At 71.2% G+C, this 19389-nt stretch carries 17 protein-coding genes, 3 tRNA genes and 1 pseudogene; 17 read left to right on the forward strand and 4 right to left on the reverse strand.

Translation table 11 applies throughout. The annotated features are described in order from the left end of the window. Nucleotides 1-52 precede the first annotated feature (52 nt). Complete coding sequence (dusB, locus tag AC3EO4_RS36830) at nt 53-1162, reverse strand: tRNA dihydrouridine synthase DusB (protein ID WP_431900071.1); 1110 nt, start codon at nt 1160-1162, stop codon at nt 53-55. A gap of 134 nt (nt 1163-1296) precedes the next feature. Between dusB and AC3EO4_RS36835 the strand changes: the two genes are divergently transcribed. The 8 genes and pseudogenes from AC3EO4_RS36835 to AC3EO4_RS36870 all read left to right on the forward strand — a co-directional run bounded on the left by AC3EO4_RS36835 (nt 1297) and on the right by AC3EO4_RS36870 (nt 5988). Then, nucleotides 1297-1950 (forward strand): ACT domain-containing protein, encoded by a 654-nt coding sequence (locus AC3EO4_RS36835; protein WP_431900073.1) that lies wholly within the window; start codon nt 1297-1299, stop codon nt 1948-1950. A 56-nt stretch (nt 1951-2006) separates the two neighbouring features. Then, nucleotides 2007-2078 (forward strand) — tRNA-Gly (locus AC3EO4_RS36840). Nucleotides 2079-2107: 29 nt separating this feature from the next. Continuing rightward, nucleotides 2108-2178 (forward strand) — tRNA-Cys (locus AC3EO4_RS36845). Between the two features lies 1 nt (nt 2179). Beyond that, nucleotides 2180-2254: transfer RNA gene (locus AC3EO4_RS36850), tRNA-Val, on the forward strand. 111 nt (nt 2255-2365) lie between these two features. After that, nucleotides 2366-3562, forward strand: coding sequence for a cytochrome P450 (locus AC3EO4_RS36855; RefSeq protein WP_379571880.1), 1197 nt, complete (start codon nt 2366-2368; stop codon nt 3560-3562). Nucleotides 3563-3596: 34 nt separating this feature from the next. Then, complete coding sequence (locus AC3EO4_RS36860; protein WP_431900075.1) at nt 3597-5000, forward strand: dihydrolipoyl dehydrogenase family protein; 1404 nt, start codon at nt 3597-3599, stop codon at nt 4998-5000. A gap of 178 nt (nt 5001-5178) precedes the next feature. Continuing rightward, nucleotides 5179-5688, forward strand: a pseudogene (locus AC3EO4_RS36865) (O-acetyl-ADP-ribose deacetylase); the annotation flags it as partial. 63 nt (nt 5689-5751) lie between these two features. Continuing rightward, nucleotides 5752-5988 (forward strand): DUF6508 domain-containing protein, encoded by a 237-nt coding sequence (locus tag AC3EO4_RS36870; RefSeq protein ID WP_379572105.1) that lies wholly within the window; start codon nt 5752-5754, stop codon nt 5986-5988. 210 nt (nt 5989-6198) lie between these two features. Here the strand turns inward: AC3EO4_RS36870 and AC3EO4_RS36875 are convergent, their stop codons facing one another. Continuing rightward, nucleotides 6199-6447: a hypothetical protein gene (locus tag AC3EO4_RS36875; protein WP_379571884.1), complete on the reverse strand. Its 249-nt coding sequence runs from the start codon at nt 6445-6447 to the stop codon at nt 6199-6201. 141 nt (nt 6448-6588) lie between these two features. On the opposite strand from AC3EO4_RS36875, the gene AC3EO4_RS36880 reads away from it, so the two are divergent. Further along, nucleotides 6589-7353 carry a VOC family protein gene (locus AC3EO4_RS36880; protein WP_379571886.1) on the forward strand — a complete coding sequence of 255 codons (765 nt, stop codon included), beginning with the start codon at nt 6589-6591 and terminating at the stop codon, nt 7351-7353. Nucleotides 7354-7640: 287 nt separating this feature from the next. Beyond that, entirely contained in the window at nt 7641-8609 is a 969-nt protein-coding gene (locus AC3EO4_RS36885) for an alpha/beta hydrolase (RefSeq protein WP_431900078.1), read from the forward strand. Between the two features lie 290 nt (nt 8610-8899). Here AC3EO4_RS36885 and AC3EO4_RS36890 read toward each other — a convergent pair whose 3' ends face one another. Continuing rightward, a complete protein-coding gene (locus AC3EO4_RS36890) occupies nt 8900-10372 on the reverse strand; it encodes a helix-turn-helix domain-containing protein (RefSeq protein WP_431900079.1) in 1473 nt (490 codons plus the stop codon). Between the two features lie 87 nt (nt 10373-10459). On the opposite strand from AC3EO4_RS36890, the gene AC3EO4_RS36895 reads away from it, so the two are divergent. Next, nucleotides 10460-10891: a hypothetical protein gene (locus tag AC3EO4_RS36895; RefSeq protein ID WP_431900081.1), complete on the forward strand. Its 432-nt coding sequence runs from the start codon at nt 10460-10462 to the stop codon at nt 10889-10891. Nucleotides 10892-10915: 24 nt separating this feature from the next. Next, entirely contained in the window at nt 10916-12490 is a 1575-nt protein-coding gene (locus AC3EO4_RS36900) for an MFS transporter (RefSeq protein ID WP_431900083.1), read from the forward strand. Between the two features lie 265 nt (nt 12491-12755). Here AC3EO4_RS36900 and AC3EO4_RS36905 read toward each other — a convergent pair whose 3' ends face one another. Next, complete coding sequence (locus tag AC3EO4_RS36905) at nt 12756-13280, reverse strand: CGNR zinc finger domain-containing protein (protein WP_379571896.1); 525 nt, start codon at nt 13278-13280, stop codon at nt 12756-12758. A 468-nt stretch (nt 13281-13748) separates the two neighbouring features. On the opposite strand from AC3EO4_RS36905, the gene AC3EO4_RS36910 reads away from it, so the two are divergent. From AC3EO4_RS36910 to AC3EO4_RS36930, 5 genes are all read left to right on the forward strand, one after another. Then, the gene (locus AC3EO4_RS36910; RefSeq protein WP_431900084.1) at nt 13749-15080 is read left to right on the forward strand and encodes an ABC transporter substrate-binding protein; all 1332 of its coding nucleotides are present in this window, start codon (nt 13749-13751) and stop codon (nt 15078-15080) included. 97 nt (nt 15081-15177) lie between these two features. Beyond that, nucleotides 15178-16134, forward strand: a complete 957-nt coding sequence (locus tag AC3EO4_RS36915; RefSeq protein WP_431900086.1) for a carbohydrate ABC transporter permease — start codon at nt 15178-15180, stop codon at nt 16132-16134. Continuing rightward, nucleotides 16131-16982 (forward strand): carbohydrate ABC transporter permease, encoded by an 852-nt coding sequence (locus tag AC3EO4_RS36920; protein WP_431900087.1) that lies wholly within the window; start codon nt 16131-16133, stop codon nt 16980-16982. The genes AC3EO4_RS36915 and AC3EO4_RS36920 overlap by 4 nt, the downstream gene beginning before the upstream one ends. Next, nucleotides 16979-18379, forward strand: coding sequence for a GH1 family beta-glucosidase (locus AC3EO4_RS36925; protein WP_431900088.1), 1401 nt, complete (start codon nt 16979-16981; stop codon nt 18377-18379). Before AC3EO4_RS36920 ends, AC3EO4_RS36925 begins: the two co-directional genes overlap by 4 nt. Beyond that, the gene (locus AC3EO4_RS36930; protein ID WP_379571906.1) at nt 18380-19384 is read left to right on the forward strand and encodes a LacI family DNA-binding transcriptional regulator; all 1005 of its coding nucleotides are present in this window, start codon (nt 18380-18382) and stop codon (nt 19382-19384) included. Nucleotides 19385-19389 lie beyond the last annotated feature (5 nt).

The raw sequence follows: 19389 nt of genomic DNA on the forward strand, positions 1-19389 counted from the left end.
CGCGCACCGACCAAAAGTCAAGAGATCTTTGACGGCGATCTCGCCCGGGCGGTCAGCCGCCTGAGATGTCGGACTCCGCGTCCTGCGGCACCACGCAGTCGTAGGGGTCGTCGAGCCAGCCGTCGGGCAGGTGAACCCGGTCGCGCTCGCCCGACTTGCCGCGCGGGGTGTCGGTGTTGGGCGGCCACGGCTGGTCGCGCTCGAGCCTGGCCAGGCTCGAGCTGAGCCCGTCGAGCGACTCGGCCGTGGCGAGTTCGCGCCGCAGGTCAGCGCCGACGGTGAAGCCCTTGAGGTACCAGCCGACGTGCTTGCGGAAGTCGGCGATCGCGTAGCGCTCGATGTCGAAGCACTCGGTGAGGCCCTCGGCGTGCCTGGCCATGGTGTCCGCGACCTCTCCGAGGGTCGGCCTGGCCCGTTCGGCGCTGCCGTCGAAGGCGTTCTCCAGGTCCTTGAACAGCCAGGGACGGCCGAGGCAGCCGCGCCCCACGACGACCCCGTCGCAGCCGGTCTCGGCCACCATGCGCACAGCGTCGTCGGCGCTCCAGATGTCGCCGTTGCCGAGCACGGGGATGTCGGTGACGGCCTCCTTCAGCCGCCTGATCGCCTCCCAGTCGGCGACGCCGCCGTAGTGCTGCCTCGCCGTGCGGCCGTGCAGCGCGATGGCGGCCACGCCCTCCTCCACCGCGATCCTGCCCGCGTCGAGGTAGGTGAGGTGGTCGTCGTCGATGCCCTTGCGCATCTTCATCGTCACGGGCAGCGCGCCCGCGTTGCCCACCGCGGCGCGCAGGATCCGCCGCAGCAGGTTCCTCTTGTACGGCAGCGCCGACCCGCCACCCCTGCGCGTCACCTTGGGCACCGGGCAGCCGAAGTTGAGGTCGATGTGGTCGGCCAGGTCCTCCTCGGCGATCATCTTCACGGCCCTGCCGACGATCTCGGGGTCGACGCCGTAGAGCTGGATGCTCCTCGGCCGCTCGGAGTCGGCGAACCTGATCATCCGCATGGTCTTGGGGTTGCGCTCCACCAGTGCCCTGGTGGTGATCATCTCGCACACGAACAGCCCCGCCCCCTGCTCCCGGCAGAGCACCCTGAACGGAGCGTTGGTGATCCCCGCCATCGGTGCGAGCACCACCGGCGGCCACACCTCGAGCGGCCCGATCTTCATGGCGGAACGCCACCCTCGCTTCCTGCGAATGCGTCGACGGTCGGTTTGTTAAGTTCTAGCGCACCAGGACCCGTGAGCGTTATTCGCGGATAGGGTGTGACAGGGGATCGACCTGCGACATCGGGAGGCCATGGATGCTTCTGCGACTGCGCATCGCGCTGCCCGACAGGCCAGGCGCCCTCGGCCAGGTCACCCGCGCGCTCGGTGCGGCAGGAGCCGACATCACCCAGGTCACCGTGCTGGAGCGGGGCGCGGGAAGGGCGCTGGACGACTTCACGCTCTTCTGTCCCGACAGCACCTCGAAGGAGACGCTCGCCAAGAGCCTGGCGAGCGTGCAGGGTGTCACCGTGGAAGGGGTCTGGACCACGCGGGAGGCCCCCGGCACCTACCCTGAGCTCGAGATTCTCAAGTACATCACCACGGCGGGCGACAGGGCGCTGTCCACGCTGATCGACTCCATGCCGGTGCTGTTCAGCGCCGACTGGGCGGCCGCCGGCACCGACAGGGACCCGCGCTCCCTCGTCTACGCCAGCTGGCGCGCGCCCGAGCACGTCCCGCTGCCCGAGGTCACCCCGCCCAGGCCTGTCGCCTCCACTCTCGAATCGGGCGTGCACATCATCGCCGCCCCCCTGCCGCCGCTGGCGCTCACGCTGATCCTCGCCCGCTCCGACGGGCCCGCCTTCCACCGGATCGAGGTTCACCGGCTGACCAGGATTCTGGAGATCTTCCTGACCCTGCCGTCGACCGAGCGAAGCGTGGCCAGGCAGCTACGCAGGAACGATGGATGACGCATGTGCTCGGAAACTCCGCTAGAGTTTCCTTGTCGCCGCGAACGAGCGGCAACGCGGAAGTGGCTCAGTGGTAGAGCATCACCTTGCCAAGGTGAGGGTCGCGGGTTCGAATCCCGTCTTCCGCTCGGAGAGGCCATCGCTGAGGGCCTCCCTCGGTGGAGTGGCCGAGAGGCGAGGCAGCGGCCTGCAAAGCCGTCCACACGGGTTCAAATCCCGTCTCCACCTCGGACGATTAGCTCAGCGGGAGAGCGCTTCCCTGACACGGAAGAGGTCACTGGTTCAATCCCAGTATCGTCCACCAGCACACCCCAGGCCCTCGGGCCTGGGGTTTCGTGTTTGCTGACACCGTGCCGGCATAGCCGGGCGCCCTCAGATCTTGTCCTGCCCGCGGCCACCCGCGACCATGGGGCGGGTGAGCGCTGAGGCCTTCCACCGCGATCCGTATCCCGTCTACGCCGAGGCCCGCAAAACCCGCGGCCTGACCTTCCTGCCCGAGCTCGGCGCGTGGCTGGTCAGCAGGCGGGACGACGTGCGCGAGGTGCTGAGCAGGCCCGAGCACTTCTCCTCCGCTCGCGCGCTGAAGCCCGACTACCTCCCCGGTCGCGCCGCGCTCTCGGAGCTGGTCAAGGGGCTCGGCGGCGTCCAGGCGGTGCTCACCGCCGACGGCGAGGCGCACCGCCGCCTGCGCAGGCCGCTCACCAGGGGTTTGTCTCCCACCAGGGTGGCCGCCGCCCTCCCGTTCGTCACCGAGCGCGCCGAGGCGCTCATCGACGCGTTCGCGGGCGACGGCCAGGTCGAGTGGATGGCAGCCTATGCCAGGCCGCTGCCCGCCGACGTGATCGGGCACCTGCTCGGCCTCGACCCCTCCGACGTCCCTGGCGCGATCGGCGGCGCGCAGCGGGCCGAGAGCCTGCTGTTCTCCGAGCTGACGGAGGCCGAGCAGGTGAAGGCTGCACAGGAGATCGTGGCCCTGCAGCATCTGCTCGACGGCTACGCTCGCGCCCGCAGGGAGGACCCGCGCGACGACCTGATCACCGAGATGGTCAGGGACCTGGCGCCCGGGTCCGGCGAGCTGACACTCGACCAGCGCAAGGAGATCGTCTCCAACCTGCAGAACCTGCTGCTGGCCGGGCATCTGACCGCGACCGCGCTGCTCGGCACGCTGGTGCTCAACCTGCTGCGCGACCGCCGTCAGTGGGAGCTGCTGTGCGAGCGGCCCGAGCTGGTCCCCGCGGCGATCGACGAGGCGCTCAGGTTCGAGGCGCCCGTCCAGGGCTTCCGCCGCACGGTCACCGGCAAGGTGACGCTGAGCGGCACCCGGCTGGACGAGGACGACGTGCTCTTCGTCTCCTTCGCCTCCGCGGGCCGGGACGCCGACGCCAACGCGCGCCCCGACGAGTTCGACATCACCAGGCCCGCGTCCAGGCAGCTGTCGTTCGGGCACGGGCCGCACGGCTGCCCTGGCTCGCAGCTGGCGAAGGAGCAGGCGCAGATCACCTTGCGCACTTTGATGCGCGAACTGCCCGGCCTGCGCCTGGCCGACGAGGACGTGCGCATGTCGCCCACCCTCATCCACCGCTCCCCCGAGGCCGTCCACCTCACCTGGTGACGGCCCCGTTTCGCGCAGGCCGTACGGTCGGAACATGACGATGCAGAGCACCGACGTGGACGTGGTCGTGATCGGCGCAGGTCCCGCGGGAGAGAACGTGGCGGGGCGGGTGGTGCGCGGCGGCCTGTCCTGCGCCGTCGTCGAGAACCACCTCACGGGGGGCGAATGCTCCTATTACGCATGCATTCCCAGCAAGTCACTGCTGCGGCCGATGGAGCTGGCAGCCGAGGTGTCGAGGGTGCCGGGGCTGGCGCTCGACGGGCCCATCGACGTCGCAGCGGTGCTGAACAGCAGGGACAAGGCGGTCGGCTACCTCGACGACAGCGGCCAGGCCGAATGGGTCACCAAGCTGCCTGCGACGCTCCTGCGCGGGAGGGGCCGCCTCGCGGGCGAGCGCCTGGTGGAGGTCAAGGACAAGGACGGAACGATCACCACGCTGCGCGCGAGGCACGCGGTGGTGCTGGCCACCGGCAGCGTCCCCGTCGTGCCGCCCATCCCGGGGCTGGCCGAGGCGCGGCCCTGGTTCAGCAGGGACGCCACCTCGGTCCGCGAGGTGCCCGCACGCCTGGTCGTCCTCGGCGGCGGCGTGGTGGCCTGCGAGATGGCCCAGGCGCTGCACGCCCTCGGCGCCGCCGAGACGACGCTGCTGGTGCGCGGCGGCGGGCTGCTCGGGCGGACCGAGCCGTTCGCCGGGCGGATGCTCGCCGACTCGATGCGCGAAGCGGGGATCGACGTGCGGTTCGGCGTCAAGGTCACCCGCGTCGAGCGGGCCGCGGACGGCGGCCCCGTCACCGTCCACCTGGAGGACGGCGAGAGCATCGAGGCCGACGAACTGCTCGTGGCCACCGGCCGCAGGCCCGCCGTCGACGACCTCGGGCTCGACGGGGAGGGCCCCGTCCAGGTGGACGACAGCATGCGGGTGCCTGGCTCCGACTGGCTGTACGCCGTGGGCGACGTCAACGGCCGCAACCTGCTCACGCACATGGGCAAGTACCAGGCCAGGGTGTGCGGCGACGTCATCGCCGCCCGCGCGCACGGCAGGCCCGACGACGCCACCGGATTGCGCGACCTGGCCGACGGCAAGGGCGCGCCCCAGGTGGTGTTCACCGACCCGCAGGTCTGCTCGGTCGGCCGTACCGAGCAGGCCGCCCGCGCCGACGGCTTCGACGTGCGCGTGGTCGAGTACGACATGGGCAGGGTCGCGGGCGCGTCCCTGCTGGGCGACGGCTACACGGGACGCGCCAAGATCGTCGTCGACGAGGAGCGCAAGGTGCTGCTCGGCGTCACGTTCGTGGGTCCCGCTGTGGCCGAGATGCTGCACGCGGCCACGGTCGCGGTCACGGCCGAGGTGCCGCTCGACATGCTGTGGCACGCCGTACCGTCGTTCCCGACGGTCAGCGAGGTGTGGCTGCGGCTGCTGGAGGAGTACGGGCTCTGACCCGCCGTCACGCCAGGCGGCCGATCTCCGCGGGGTCGGCCGCATCGACGTCCGGGTCGAGGGCCGCGAGGGGCACCCCGGTCTCGTAGTCGGCCCGCTCCTGGCACGCCCCCGCCGCGAGGCCGGTCAGCGGCGAGAACAGCCGGTCCGCCGCGATGTCGTTCTAGGCTTCTGTCACATGAGGGTCACCACGGTCGAGGGCGACATCACCGAGCAGCGTGTCGACGCCGTCGTCAACGCCGCCAACTCCTCCCTGATGGGCGGCGGCGGGGTCGACGGCGCGATCCACAGGCGCGGCGGTCCCGCCATCCTCGCGGACTGCCGCCGGTTGCGCGCCTCCAGGTACGGTCGCGGCCTGCCGACCGGTGAGGCCGTCGCCACCACGGCGGGCGAGCTCCCCGCACGCTGGGTGATCCACACGGTCGGTCCCGTCTACTCCGCCGAGCAGGACCGCTCCGCGCTGCTGGCCTCCTGCTACCGCGAGTCGCTCGGGGTCGCCGACTCGCTCGGGGCGACGAGCGTGGCCTTCCCCGCCATCTCCGCGGGGATCTACGGCTGGCCGCTCGACTCCGCGGCCCGCATCGCCGCCTGCACCGTCAAAGCCGCGCATACGAGCGTGGAGGAGGTGCGGTTCGTCCTGTTCGGCCACGACGCGCACGCCGCCTTCGAGCAGGCCGTCGACGCCTCAGGGCCGACCAACGACGAGATCGTCGCCGCACTGTCCGCCCAGCCCGCCGACCGCTGGCGCGAGGTGTTCGAGACCGGCGACGTCAAGCTGCTGTACGAGCTCGGCGTGGTGGTCGCCTTCGACTGGCCGCTCTGGCGGCGCACCACCACCGTCGAGGTGGCGGAGGCTCCGGTGAGCGACGCCGTACGGCTGGCCACGTCGATCGTCCGCGCCGAACGGTTCGGCGGGCCCGCCCCCGACCTGGACGAGCTGCGGCCGATCCTGGATCGGTTGCGCCGCTGGCACGAGACCGGACGCTGACGCCGCTCCCCGAGCGGTTGCGCCGTCGCCACCACATCGGACGCCGACCCCGCCCGAGCGGTTGCGCCGTCGGAACCAGACGCCGACCTCGCCCGAGCGGTTGCGCCGTTGGAACCAGACGGGGTGCCGACCTCGATGCACCGCTGACACAAGAGGGGGCGCCGACGCCGGGCCGTGGGCTCGGCGTGGCCGGCCTTACGGACGGCGGGTCTAGGAGCCGAGGTCGCGGACCACGTTGTCGAGCCGGTGCGCGAGAGTCTCCAGTTGCTGCTCGGTGGGGTGCTCTCCGGGGACGAACTCTCGCAGGTCCGCCCGCCTGGCGATGACCAGGCCGCGGTGGGCCTCGTCGATCTGGTCGCCCGGCATCACCACGCAGTCGCCCCGCACGAACACCAGGGTCGCGTCGGGGTCCGCGGACTCCAGCAGCTGCCGGACGCATTCGGTGTCGATGAGCGGCATCGTCGGCCTCCCCGCTCCGTGGAACATGACCGCGATCACCTACCCGGTTTCGCACGGAAAACGCGCCCAACCGCGGCGCGCGAACCGCGCCGATCTCCGGCGTTCCCGGTTTTCGTCGGCGGACGGTGCCAAGCTGGCTCCATGCTCACCACTCAGTTCTTTCCAGGCGCGCCCAACTGGACAGACCTCGGCGTGCCCGACGTCCAGCAGGCCGCCGCCTTCTACCGTGGTGTCTTCGGCTGGTCCTTCCGGCCGGCGGGCCCCGACAGCGGCGGCTACGGCTTCCTGCAGCTGGACGGCAAGACGGTCGCGGCCCTGGGGCCGCTCATGGAAGAGGGGGCCGGCGCCGCCTGGACGACCTACTTCGCCACGCCCGACGCCGACGCCTCGGCCAAGCTCGTCGAGCAGCACGGCGGCACCGTCCGCGTGGAGCCGTCCGACGTCTTCACCGCCGGGCGGATGGCCCACTTCACCGACCCCGCGGGCGCGCAGTTCGCCGTCTGGCAGGGCGGCGACATCCCGGGCCTCGACCTGGTCACCGACCAGGGCTCGCTCGGCTGGGTCGAGCTCCACGTGCCTGACCCCGCCGCGGTCCAGCCGTTCTACCAGGCCGTCTTCGGCTGGACGGTCGCGACCGTGCCGATGGGTCCCATGGACTACACCGTGGTCTCGACCGCGCAGGGTGACGATCCGAGCATCGGCGGCCTCGTCCCGCTGGCGGTCGGCGACAGTCCCCACTGGATGCCGTACTTCGAGGTCGCCGACTGCGACGCCGCGGTGGCCCGAGCCCAGGAGCTCGGCGGCACCGTCGTCATGCCGGCCGAGTCGGTCGAGGGGGTGGGCCGCTTCGCGGCGCTCGACGACCCGTTCGGCGCCCGCTTCGCGGTGATCACCAGCGCCACCTGACACACCCGGCGGTGCGGGTCGCCGTGACCGCCCGCGCCAACCGACACACCCGGCGGTGCGGATCACCGTGACCACCCGCGCCAACCGACACACCCGGCGGTGCGGATCACCGTGACCACCCGCGCCACCGCGGCACCCGAGCTGGTCGGCGGCGCGGGTCGGCGGGGCGAGCGGCCCGCCATCCGGCGGCCAGATCGGCGCGCATCCCCGCCGTCTTGCGGTTGTGAGGGGTGTGCCCGCCACGCACCATCGAGATGCACGCCCCGTCAACCGGAAGGTGCCAGACGATGCCCCACCACCCCAACCTCGACCGCGAACTCGCCGCCGCGCTCGACCGGTTCGAGATGCCCTTTCCCGACCTGTCGACCCTCACCGCGGAGGACCTGCCCGAGATGCGGGCTCAGGCGGCCGCCATGTACGCGGCGACGGCGGTCGACGATCCGCTCGTCACGATCGAGGAACGGTGGGCGCAGGGCCCCGAGGGCGCTCCCGACGTGCGGCTGCGCGTCTACCGGTCCGCCGGGGCCGCCGACGGGCCGCTGCCGTGCCTCTACTGGATCCACGGCGGCGGAATGATCGTCGGTACGCCCGACGCCGACGACGCGCTCGTCGGGCGGTTCGTGAAGGAGGTCGGGTGCGTGGTGGTCTCGGTCGACTACCGCCTGGCGCCCGAGCACCCCGATCCCGCGCCGGTCGAAGACTGCTACGCGGGCCTGGCCTGGACCGCCAAGAACGCCGCCGAGCTGGGCATCGACCCGGCACGCGTGGCGGTGGGGGGAGCCAGCGCGGGCGGCGGACTCGCGGCCGGCACGGTGCTGCTGGCCAGGGACAGGGGCGGCCCCGCCGTCGCCTACCAGCTCCTTGTCTGCCCGATGCTCGACGACCGCGACGACACGCCGTCCACACTGGAGTTCGAGTCCGCGGTGGTGTGGGCCAGGGCGGCCAACGTCTTCGGGTGGACGTCGCTGCTCGGCGACCGCAAAGGCACCGACGACGTCTCGCCGTACGCGGCTCCTGCCAGGGCCGAAGACCTCTCAGGATTGCCTCCCGCGTTCATCGACGTCGGCGAGCTCGAGGTGTTCCGCGACGAATGCCTCATCTACGCGCAGCGGCTCTCGCAGGCGGGCGTGTCGACCGAGTTCCACCTGTACGCGGGCGCGTTCCACGGTTTCGACCTGATCATCCCCGACGCGGAGGTGAGCCGACAGGCGGGAGCCGCGCGCATCGTCGCCCTGCGGCGAGCCCTCCTGGCCTGATCGGCCGGCCGCCCTGGCGGAGCCCGCCGGTACCGGTAGCCCCCGCCGCAAGGCTGTCGGCCGCACTTCAACCCGCAGGTCACGCCAGGCTCTCCGACCCCTCTGAACGCCAGCGTGCCAAGGCTCTCTCCCCGAGGTCGCGATCGGTCAAGACGACCGGGGAACGGTCAAACGACCAGGCGAGCGACCGAGAGCAGGAGCCGGACGGCCAGACAACCATCCAGGCGACCGAGAACAGCACGCGGACGGCCAGACGAACAGGCGGGCGACCGAGAGCAGGAGCCGGACGGTCAGGCGACCAGGCGGGCCAGGGAGAGCGCGAGGTGGGCGCGGAGGCGACCCGCCGATACGGCGAGCGAGAAGCCGAGCGCGGCCTCCGCCCTGGCGATGCGGGCGGCCATCGAGCTGTGGTGCAGGTGCGCGGCGACGGCGGCCCGCCGTACCGAGCCCTCCTCGCACAGCGCCCGCACCGCGGCGGCCACCTCGGGCGGCAGCGAGCGCATTGCGCGAACGTCGGGCAGTTCGGCGACGGCCTCGTCGGGAACGTGGGCGGCCAGCAGCGCCAGCGCCCCCAGATCGGCCCAGCGCACCACGCGGTCCCGCGACTCCTCCGTGGCGAAGCGCAACGCCAGGCTGGCCGCCTCCCAGGAGTCGGCCACCTTGGTGGCGCGCACGGACGGTCCCACCCCGGCCCGCACGGTGGGAGGCAATGCCTTGACCTCGGCGGCAACGATCACGACGGCCACATCGCCTACCGTGGTGGTCCTGGCGTGCGTGCCCTGCGCGCGCAGTCCCGCCATGAGTGCGGGCCCGTCGGCGGCGGGCACGGCGAGCACCTGCAGCGGCGCGCCCGTCGCGAAGCCGAGCAGTCGCAGCGCCCTGGCACGTGCGGCGTCGCCGGTGTCCGCCGACAGGGCGAGCTCGACCAGCGCCGGGTCGGCGGCCGAGGCGGTACGTTCGAGCGTCACCTCGGCGGCGACGGCGAGCCTCTCGAGGACGATCTCGTCGAGGCCGTGCGGGTCGCCCTCTCGCTCCATCCAGACCGTGCCGAGTTCGGGGCCGAGCTCCCTGACGAGCCACCCTGCCCCGGCGGCGCCCGCGTCCACTACGCCCCCGTGCACCGGTGCTCCCCCACGTAGTGGGACGGCCTCCTTTCCAGGCGCGCCGTCGGCCCCAGGCACGGTGCTCGTCCCCGAGGTGATCGTGGGCCTCGGCTCAGCGCTCGACCCTGGCGCGCTCCTGGCCGTCAGGGCGATCTTCGCCCCCGGCTCGACGCCCGCCCGTAAGGTGGCCGTCGGCCTCGGCTCCGCGCTCGATCCCCGGATGGCCGTCGACCTCGGCCCATCGCTCGCCCCCGTGATCGACCCACGCTCGGTGCTCGACCCCAGCCCAGTGTTCGGCCCCAGCCCGGTGCTCGACCCCAGCCCGGTGCTCGACTCCAGTGGGGTGTTCGATCCGAGCGGAGCGTTGGGGCCTGGCGTCGCTTCTGCCTGCTTGGCAGCGGCCTCGGGTTCCGGGGCGGTCTGGGGCTGGGTGGGCGTCTTCGGCCTGATCGCGGGGTTCTTGCCTGGTGTCGCCCGCCAGCGCCTGCCCGTCGAGGCGTCGAGCAGCCCCACGGGGCACTGCGCCAGCGTGGCCGTGGCCTGCAGCAGCTTCGCGATACCGACGTGGTCGCGCACCAGCGAGTCGAAGTATGCGATGACCCGCACCGCGCTCTCCGCGCCCGTGTCGAGCATCGACAGGCGCAGCATAAGTGCCTGCACACCGTCAGGCTAACCACGATCACGGCCAGATCGGCGGGGCCGGGCATAGTGTTGTGGGACAAATCCTTCTCGTCCCTGGGGGTCGTCTTGTCCGACCAGCAGCCCTATCCGTACGGCTCGTCCGATCCGTACGGCCTGCGCTACCCTTCAGGGCCCTACGACTCATCGAGCGCTCCGATCCCGTACGGCCAGCAAATCCCCGGTCCTTTCGGGCACCCCGCCGTGCCGTACACCAGACGGCGACCTCCTGTCCCGCTGCCGCCGCACAAGGAGCCGTCGATCTCGGTTCTGCTGTCGTTCTTCCTGCCCGGGGTCGGATCGATCGTCAACGGGGACACCGCCAAGGGGGTCGGCATCCTTGTCGGGTCGTACGCGACGTTGATCTTCGGGTTCATTCTGGCGTTCGTGATCGTCGGATTCCTGCTCCTGCCCGTCTCCTTCGGCCTGTGGGTCTGGGGTCTCATCGACGCCTACCAGGGCGCTGTGCAGGCCAACCGGCGCCACGGCTATCCGGGATAGACTCGACGCTGTAACGTCTTGTGAATGGTAAGGCGTTACATGACGGCCGTGGTGGCCGCGCGAACGGGCGACGAGATGTCCGGGCCCGCGCTCCTGGTGCTGGGCTTGGCGGTCACCGGGTCCCCCTCGGTGGCGTCATGGCTGCTGGCAGGGCTGACGATCTCCGCGGCCCTTGGCGGACCCGTCCTCGGCGCCGCGCTCGACCGAGCCCGCGAGCCTGGACGCCTCCTCGCCGCCCTGCTGGCCGGATACGCGGCCGGGCTCCTGGCGATCCTCGCGCTGCTCGGCGGGGCACCGGACCCGGTCGTGATCGGGGTGGCGGTGGCGGCGGGCCTGCTCGGCCCCGCCCTCTCGGGCGGCTGGACCGCGCAACTCCCGCGTCTCGTCCCGGCTGACCGGCTGCCTCGCGCGAACGTCCTCGATTCCATCGCCTACAACCTCGCCGGACTGGCGGGCCCTGCCCTCGCGGGACTCGTCGCGGCCTCCGCCGGTGCGAACGTCGCCGTCATCGCCTCCGCCGCCCTGGTCGCCGCCGCCCTCCCGGCCGCCTGGTCCCTCCCCTCCCGCCAACTCCCCATCCCCGCCGAACCCATCCACGAGCCCAGCCACGAGCCCAGCCACGAGGCCATTCACGAGGCCACCGCCAAGACCTCCGCCCAGGCCACCCCCGAGACCATTCACGGGTCCACCACTCAGGCCACGCCCGGGACCGTTCGAGAGGCCACCGCCCAGGCCACATCCGAGACCGTTCGCGAAGCCATCGGCCAGGCCACGCCCGAGACCGCCGCCCGGGCAACGCCCGACACCACCCCCGGGGCCGCTGTTCAGACCACCACCAAGACCGCTACCGTCCCTCCTCCGTGGTCGCAGGCAGCCCCCGCCACGCCCGATGGCGGCAGCCCCTCGCAGGAGTTCAAGACCGGCACCGCGTCGTCCACGGCCGAGGCCGCCGTCGAATCGAACCCGACCACCCGGGACGCCGACGATTCGCCGCGCCACGGCATGCGCCACGAACTGGTCGCCGGGTTCGCGGCCCTCGCCCGTGCGGGAAGCCTCAGGCGCGCCACGCTGACCTCGATGATCTCCTACGCGGGCCTCGCGACGCTGACGGTCACCGCCCCGCTGCTCGGCGGGCGCCTGCTGGGTGATCCCGGGTACGGCGCGCTGCTGCTGTCCGTGCTGGCCGCCGGCGCTCTGGCCGCGAACGCGGTGCTCGCCAGGTTCCCCACCACGCGCCCTGACGCCGTCGTGCTGGCGAGCGTACTGATCATCGGCGCGGGCTTGGCGCTCGCCGCCTTGGCGGGAACGTTCACGGTGGCGGTGCTGGCCGTCGTGCTTGTCGGGCTGGGCGAGGGACCGCAGCTCACCGCCCTGTTCGCGGTACGGCACCGCGAGGCGCCGCCCCGGTTGCGCAGCCAGGTCTTCACCACGGGAGCCAGCCTGAAGATCACCTCGTTCGCGCTGGGTTCGGCGATGGCCGGACCGCTGGCCGCCCACTCCCCCGCCGCCGCACTGCTGGCGGGCGCGACCATCCAACTCGTGGCGGCGGTCGCCTTCCTCCTCTCCCACCGCCTTCCCCGCCCCGCGACCGCCGCCTGACCATCACCGCCCCCGACGCGGCATCGCATTCGACGACCCAGGCAAAGCCCCAAGCGCCGAGACCCGAAGCCACGGCCCGCAATCCCACGTGTCGTCGAGTGCGGGCCGCACCCGGAACCGCGCGGTCGGACGCGCGGACAGGCAGGCAAGCAGGCGGACGGGCAGACGGATGGATGGACAGGCGGGCGAACGGGCAGGCGGGCAGGCGGGCAGGCGGGCGGGCGGGCGGGCAGACCGACGGGCGGAGGAGCGGGCGGGCGGAGCGTCAGGGGTGGGAGGCGCGGTGGGCGGCGACGCGTTCCCTGGTGGCGCAGCGGCTCCCGCAGTACCGGCGGGGGCTGCCGCCTCCGAGGTCCAGGTACGGCTTGCCGCAGCCCGCGGCGGCGCACAGCCCGCCGGGCAGGCGCTGGTGGTCGGCGAGCAGGACGGCCAGCGCCATCGCCGAGGAGGCGAGGAACCATGACCCCCACGGCCCGTCGTCGGCCTCGTCGACGTGGAGGTGCCAGGTACTGGTTCCGTGGTGGCTGGTGAGGCGGGGTGGACCGGCGGAGCCGGCGAGGAGTTCGTTCAGCAGGGCGGCGGCCTCGTCGACGGTCTCTGCGCCGAACACCCGGACCAGTCGTGAGGCCGCCTCGCGCATCGTCTCGACGTCGTTCGGGGTGAGGTCGAGGGGCGGCCGCTCGCCGTATTCCAGGAGGACTCGGGTGACTCCCTCCGTGTCGGCGTGCTCGTGGAGCAGCGCCACTGTCAGGGCGACGGCGCGGCGGGCCATGACTTTCGTCGAGTGCACGCCCGCAGGATAGCGCCGGCGACAGGGCCTGGCGGTGGGCCGCGCCCCGGCTTGCGGTGGGCCGCCACCCAGAGCGCCGCGCCCCACAAAAGCGGGGGTTGTGGTGAGCCGTAGCCAGGGCAGTAGGCGCCGCGCCCCGCCGGAGCCGGGGTTGCACTGAGCCGCGATCCAGGCTGCCGCGCCCCACAAGAGCGCGGGTTGCGGTGAGCCGTCGCCCTGACGGCGTCACGTCCGACTGAGGGTTGCGGTGGTTCTGTGATGGGAGCGCTCCCAAAGTCGTCTATGGGGTATTTATCCAGAGAAGTACGACTTCACAGTGGGAAAACACCTCTCCGGTAACGGTTCTGTTGCGCCGTATTGACGCCCCGACCCGTCGTCGGACACCCTTCGTGGGAGCGCTCCCAAATGAATGTCCATCGCGGTTCACCGGCCGGGGACGAGGCCGCGACCACCCGAGAGGGGTCCAGAATGATGACCACCAAGCGTCGCGGCAGCCTCACCGCCGCCGCCCTGGCCGCGACCGCCCTGGCGATCGCCTCCTGCGGTTCGGGCTCCACCCCCGCCGGCGCTCCCGCCGCCTCCGGTGCCGCCGAGCCCGTCACCGTGAAGGTCAAGGTGTTCGGCGGCGGCGAGAACTTCGGCTACAAGAACGCCGTCGCCAAGTGGAACGCCGAACACAAGGACGTCCAGATCAAGCTGGAGGTGCTCACCGACCAGTTCGAGCAGGTCTACTGGCCGCAGATGATCCAGTGGCTGCAGGCCGGCAAGGGCGCGGGCGACGTCGTCGGCATCGACGAGGGCGGCATGGGCCTGGCGAAGGCGCACCCCGAGTGGTGGGCCGACCTGGGCGAGCAGGGCCTGTCCGGCCGCCAGGCCGACTACCCCTCCTGGAAGTGGGAGAACGGCGTGTCCTCCGACGGCAAGGTGTTCGGCCTCGGCACCGACATCGGCGGCATGAGCGTCTGTTACAACAAGACGCTGTTCGAGAAGGCGGGTCTCCCCACCGACCGTCAGGAGGTCGCCGCCCTCTGGCCGACGTGGGACGACTTCCTCAAGGTCGGCCAGCGGTTCCAGGGCAAGGTGAAGGACGCCAAGTTCACCGACGGCACCAACACCCTCTACAACGTGGTGCTGGTCCAGGAGGCGGCCAAGAACGGCAACCTCACGTACTTCGACAAGTCCAACGCCCTCGTCGTCGACAAGAACCCCGCGGTGAAGACCGCCTTCGACTTCGCCCAGAAGATGACCCAGCTCGGCCTCACGGCCAAGCTGCGCAACTTCACCGAGGAGTGGGCGACGGGCACCAAGAAGAACGCCTTCGCCACCGTCGGCTGCCCCTCGTGGATGCTCGGCGTCGTCAGCGGCAACGCGGGCGAGGGCGCCAAGGGCCAGTGGGACGTCGCGGCCGTTCCGGGTGGCGGCGGCAACTGGGGCGGGTCGTGGCTGGCGGTGCCCAAGCAGTCGGCGCACCCGAAGGAGGCGGCCCAGGTCGCCGACTACCTGACCAGCGCCGAGGTGCAGGCCGGCATCTTCACCGACTTCGGCAACATGCCGAGCAACACCAAGGCCCAGCAGGACCCGGCGGTGACGGGCGCGAAGAACGCCTTCTTCAACGACGCCCCGATCGGCGACATCTTCGCCAAGTCGGCGGCCTCGCTGCAGCCGGTGTTCCTCGGCGTCAAGCACACGCAGGTCAAGAACGCCGTCGAGTCGGTGGTGCAGGGCATGGACGACGGCTCGGTCGTCCAGGACAAGGCCTGGCAGCAGCTCGTGGACGACGCGGTCAAGGCCGCGGGCTGATCAGGCCCGGCAGCCGCGATCCCGTGACCGGCTCCGGCCCGCCGTTGCGACCCGTCGCAGGCGGGCCGGTCGCCGGTCCCCGAAGCGAGAGGTCTCCATGAGCCTTCACCTGGAAAAGGCGCCCTCGAGGGTCGCCGCACCGCCACCGCCGAGGAACGGCAGGCGCTGGCGGTCCGTCCTGGACATCAGGGCCATGCCGTACTTCCTGATCTCCCCCTATTTTGTGCTTTTCGCGTTCTTCGGGCTGTTCCCGCTGGCCTTCACATTGTGGTACTCGCTGTACGACTATGACCTGGCGGGAACCACCGAGTGGGCGGGCCTGGGCAACTACGCCCAGTTGCTGGCCGACGAGGACTTCTGGAACGCGGTCGTCAACACCGTCGGGATCTTCCTGCTGGCCACCATCCCCCAGCTGCTGCTGGCGCTGCTGCTGGCCAACGCGCTCAACAAGCGCCTGCGCCTGCGGCTGGCGATCAGGATGAGCGTGCTGCTGCCGCTGGTCACCTCGGTGGTGGCGGTCGCGGTGGTCTTCACCCAGCTGTACGCCAGGGACTGGGGCCTGGTGAACTGGGTGCTGAGCTGGTTCGGCATCGAGCCGATCAACTGGCGCGCCGAGCGGCTGCCCTCGTGGCTGGCGATCGCCACCATGGTCGACTGGCGATGGACCGGCTACAACGCGATCATCTTCCTCGCCGGCATGCAGACGATCCCGCGCGACCTGTACGAGGCGGCCTCGATCGACGGGGCCTCGCGGCGCAGGCAGTTCTGGCAGATCACGCTGCCGATGCTGCGCCCGACGCTGATCTTCGTGGTGCTGAACTCGACGATCGGCGGCCTCACCCTGTTCGCCGAGCCGACCACCTTCTACAACGGCAACGTGGACGGCGGCTCGCAGGGCCAGTTCCAGACGGTGGCGATGTTCATCGTCAAGCAGGGCTTCAGGGAGTTCGACTACGGCTACGCCGCAGCGGCGGCCTGGCTGCTGTTCCTGCTCATCCTCCTCGGCGCCCTGATCAACTTCCTGTTCGTCCGCCGGATCGGGGGCACCAGATGACCGGCTCTTCAGGCAGCCCCAGGCTGTGGAACGCCACCGTCATGACCAGGGTCATGCTGGCGCTCGCGATCGTGCTGTCGGCCTTCCCCCTCTATTGGATGCTCGTCATCGCCTCGCGCACCAACGACGACGCCGTGGAGGTCCCTCCGCCGTTCCTGCCGGGCGGCAACCTGGGCGAGAACATCCAGGCGGTGCTGGCCAACGAGGACGCCCACTTCATGACCGGGCTGATGAACTCCTTCATCGTGGCGACCGTCGTGACGGTGTCGGTGGTGCTGATCTCGACGCTGGCCGGGTTCTCGTTCTCGAGGCTGCGCTTTCGGGGCAGGAGACTACTGCTGCTGACGATCCTGGTGACGATGATGGTGCCGCTGCAGCAGATGGGCGTCGTGCCGCTCTACCGGCTCATGGTCGACCTGGAGTGGACGGGCACGCTCACGGCGGTGATCCTGCCGTACCTGCTCAACGGCTTCGGCGTGTTCCTGATGACCCAGTACACCGAGCAGGCGGTCCCGAACGAGCTGGTCGAGGCGGCCAGGGTGGACGGCGCCTCGACGATGCGGATCTGGTGGAACGTCGTGCTGCCCGCCGTACGGCCGGGCATGGCGGTGCTCGGCATCAACACCTTCATGCTGCTGTGGAACGACTACATGTGGCCGATGATCGTGCTGACGCCCGACAACCCCACCGTGCAGATCGCCATCCAGGCGCTCAACGAGCGGTTCTCCACGAACTACGTGCTGATCTTCGCGGGGACCGCGCTGTCCATCATCCCGCTCATCATCGTGTTCATCGCGTTCGGCCGGCAGATCGTCGGCGGCATCATGGAAGGTGCGGTCAAGGCGTGACAACCCAACAGGACCGGCTCGACGACCGGCTGCTGTTCCCCACCGGCTTCACGTGGGGCGCGGCTACCTCGGCGTACCAGATCGAGGGGGCGGTCGGCGAGGACGGGCGCGGCCAGTCCATCTGGGACGTGTTCTCCAGAAAGCCTGGCAGGGTGCTGGGCGGCGACAACGCCGACGTGGCCATCGACCACTACCACCGCTACCGCGACGACGTGGCGCTGATGGCCGAGCTGGGGCTGAGCGCCTACCGCTTCTCGATCTCGTGGCCGCGTGTGCAGCCCGACGGGATGGGCGCGATCAACCAGCGGGGGCTCGACTTCTACCGGCGCCTGGTGGACGAGCTGCTCGGCCGCGGGGTGGAACCGTGGGTGACGCTCTACCACTGGGACCTGCCGCAGTCGCTGGAGGACAGGGGCGGCTGGCCCGAGCGGGACACCGCCTACCGTTTCGCCGAGTACGCCGCGGCCGTGCACGAGGCGCTGGGTGACAGGGTGCGCAACTGGTCCACGGTCAACGAGCCGTGGTGTGCCGCCTTCCTCGGTTACGCCTCGGGCGAGCACGCGCCGGGACGGCGCGAGCCCGCGAGCGCCATCAGGGCCGCGCACCACCTCAACCTGGCGCACGGCCTGTCGGCGCGGGTGCTCAAGAACGACGGCAACAGGGTCGGCGGCTGCGTGAACCTGTACGCGATCTCCCCCGCGACGGACACCGCGGCCGACCTCGACGCGGCACGGCGCGTCGACGGGCTGCAGAACAGGTTCTTCCTGGACGCGCTGCTGAAGGGCCGCTACCCGGTCGACGTGCTGGAGGACCTGGAGCAGGTCACGGACATGGCGTTCGTGAAGGACGGCGACCAGGAGGCGATCAAGGCCCCGATCGACATGCTGCTGGTCAACTACTACAGCCGCTTCACCGTCTCCGGCGCCCCCGGTGGCGCAGCGTCGGCAGCGGCCGCGCCGACCGACTCGGCCTCCCCCTGGGTGGGCAGCGAGCACGTCTCGTTCGTCAACGCCGGCCGGCCGGTCACGGCGATGGGCTGGGAGATCGACGACAGCGGCCTGACGGAGATCCTGGTGCGGGTGGCCGCCGACTACCCCCGCCTCTCCCTGGTCGTCTCGGAGAACGGCGCGGCCTTCGACGACGTGCTGTCCGAAGGAAGGGTGCGGGACACCGACCGCATCGCCTACCTCGACGCCCACCTGCGCGCCTGCAGGACCGCCATCGACGAGGGGGTGCCGCTGGAGGGCTACTTCGCCTGGTCGCTGATGGACAACTTCGAGTGGGCCTGGGGGTACGGCAAGCGCTTCGGACTCCTGCACGTGGACTACGCCACCCAGCGCAGGACCCCCAAGGACAGCGCGCTGTGGTATGCGGAAACGATCCGGCACAATAGCTGAATGGCCATGAACCGACCGACGCTCGAAGCGGTCGCAGCGCTCGCAGGGGTCGGCAGGGGCACGGTGTCCCGCGTCATCAACGGCTCGCCGAAGGTGAGCTCGAAGGCAAGGGACGCCGTGCTGAAGGCCATCGAGGAGCTCGGCTACGTCCCCAACAGGGCGGCCAGGGCGCTGGTCACACGACGTACCGACACGGTGGCGCTGGTGGTGTCGGAGTCGGAGCAACGCATCTTCGACGAGCCGTACTTCGCGGGCATCATCCGCGGCATCGGCTCGGCGCTGGCGGAGACGGGGCTGCAGCTCATCCTCGCGATGGCGCAGTCCCCTGAAGAGCACGAGCGGCTGGAGCACTACCTGACAGGGCAGCACGTCGACGGCGTGCTGTTGCTGTCGCTGCACGGAGAGGACCCGCTGCCCGGCAGGCTGGAGGCGATGGGCGTGCCGACCGTGCTCGGCGGCCGTCCCGTCGGGCTCGAGGCCTTCAGCTACGTCGACATGGACAACAGGGCGGGGGCCAGGCAGGCGGTCAAGCACCTGCTCGGCCTGGGTCGCACCAGGATCGCGACGATCGCGGGCCCGCAGGACATGGGCGTGGGCGTCGACCGGCTCGCGGGCTACCGCGACGCGTTGCTGGCCTCCGGCATGGGCGAGCTGGTCGGTTTCGGCGACTTCTCCGAGGAGAGCGGCGAGAGCGCGATGCGCGAGCTGCTGGAGGCGCATCCCGGGCTCGACGCGGTCTTCGCCGCCTCCGACCTGATGGCCGTGGGCGCGCTGCGGGCGCTGAAGGCCGCGGGCCGTTCCGTCCCTGGCGACGTGGCCGTGGTCGGGTTCGAGGACTCCAAGGTGGCGTTGCACACCGACCCCCCGCTCACCACCGTCCACCAGCCGACGGAGCTGATGGGCAGGCAGATGGCGCACCTGCTGGTCGCCAGGATCAACGGCGAGGAACTGCGCCAGCCCGTGCTCATCCTCGACACCCATCTGGTGCTGCGCGGCACCGCCTGAGCGCC

Source organism: Nonomuraea sp. bgisy101 (assembly GCF_057708945.1).

Bases quoted from the DNA above. Each gene is read 5' to 3' on its own strand.
- AC3EO4_RS36835 (WP_431900073.1), top strand. From the start codon at position 1,297: ATGCTTCTGCGACTGCGCATCGCGCTGCCCGACAGGCCAGGCGCCCTC.
- AC3EO4_RS36910 (WP_431900084.1), top strand. From the start codon at position 13,749: ATGATGACCACCAAGCGTCGCGGCAGCCTCACCGCCGCCGCCCTGGCC.
- AC3EO4_RS36930 (WP_379571906.1), top strand. From the start codon at position 18,380: ATGGCCATGAACCGACCGACGCTCGAAGCGGTCGCAGCGCTCGCAGGG.
- AC3EO4_RS36915 (WP_431900086.1), top strand. From the start codon at position 15,178: ATGAGCCTTCACCTGGAAAAGGCGCCCTCGAGGGTCGCCGCACCGCCA.
- dusB (WP_431900071.1), bottom strand. From the start codon at position 1,162: ATGAAGATCGGGCCGCTCGAGGTGTGGCCGCCGGTGGTGCTCGCACCG.
- AC3EO4_RS36875 (WP_379571884.1), bottom strand. From the start codon at position 6,447: ATGCCGCTCATCGACACCGAATGCGTCCGGCAGCTGCTGGAGTCCGCG.
- AC3EO4_RS36885 (WP_431900078.1), top strand. From the start codon at position 7,641: ATGCCCCACCACCCCAACCTCGACCGCGAACTCGCCGCCGCGCTCGAC.
- AC3EO4_RS36900 (WP_431900083.1), top strand. From the start codon at position 10,916: ATGGTAAGGCGTTACATGACGGCCGTGGTGGCCGCGCGAACGGGCGAC.
- AC3EO4_RS36880 (WP_379571886.1), top strand. From the start codon at position 6,589: ATGCTCACCACTCAGTTCTTTCCAGGCGCGCCCAACTGGACAGACCTC.
- AC3EO4_RS36920 (WP_431900087.1), top strand. From the start codon at position 16,131: ATGACCGGCTCTTCAGGCAGCCCCAGGCTGTGGAACGCCACCGTCATG.
- AC3EO4_RS36860 (WP_431900075.1), top strand. From the start codon at position 3,597: ATGACGATGCAGAGCACCGACGTGGACGTGGTCGTGATCGGCGCAGGT.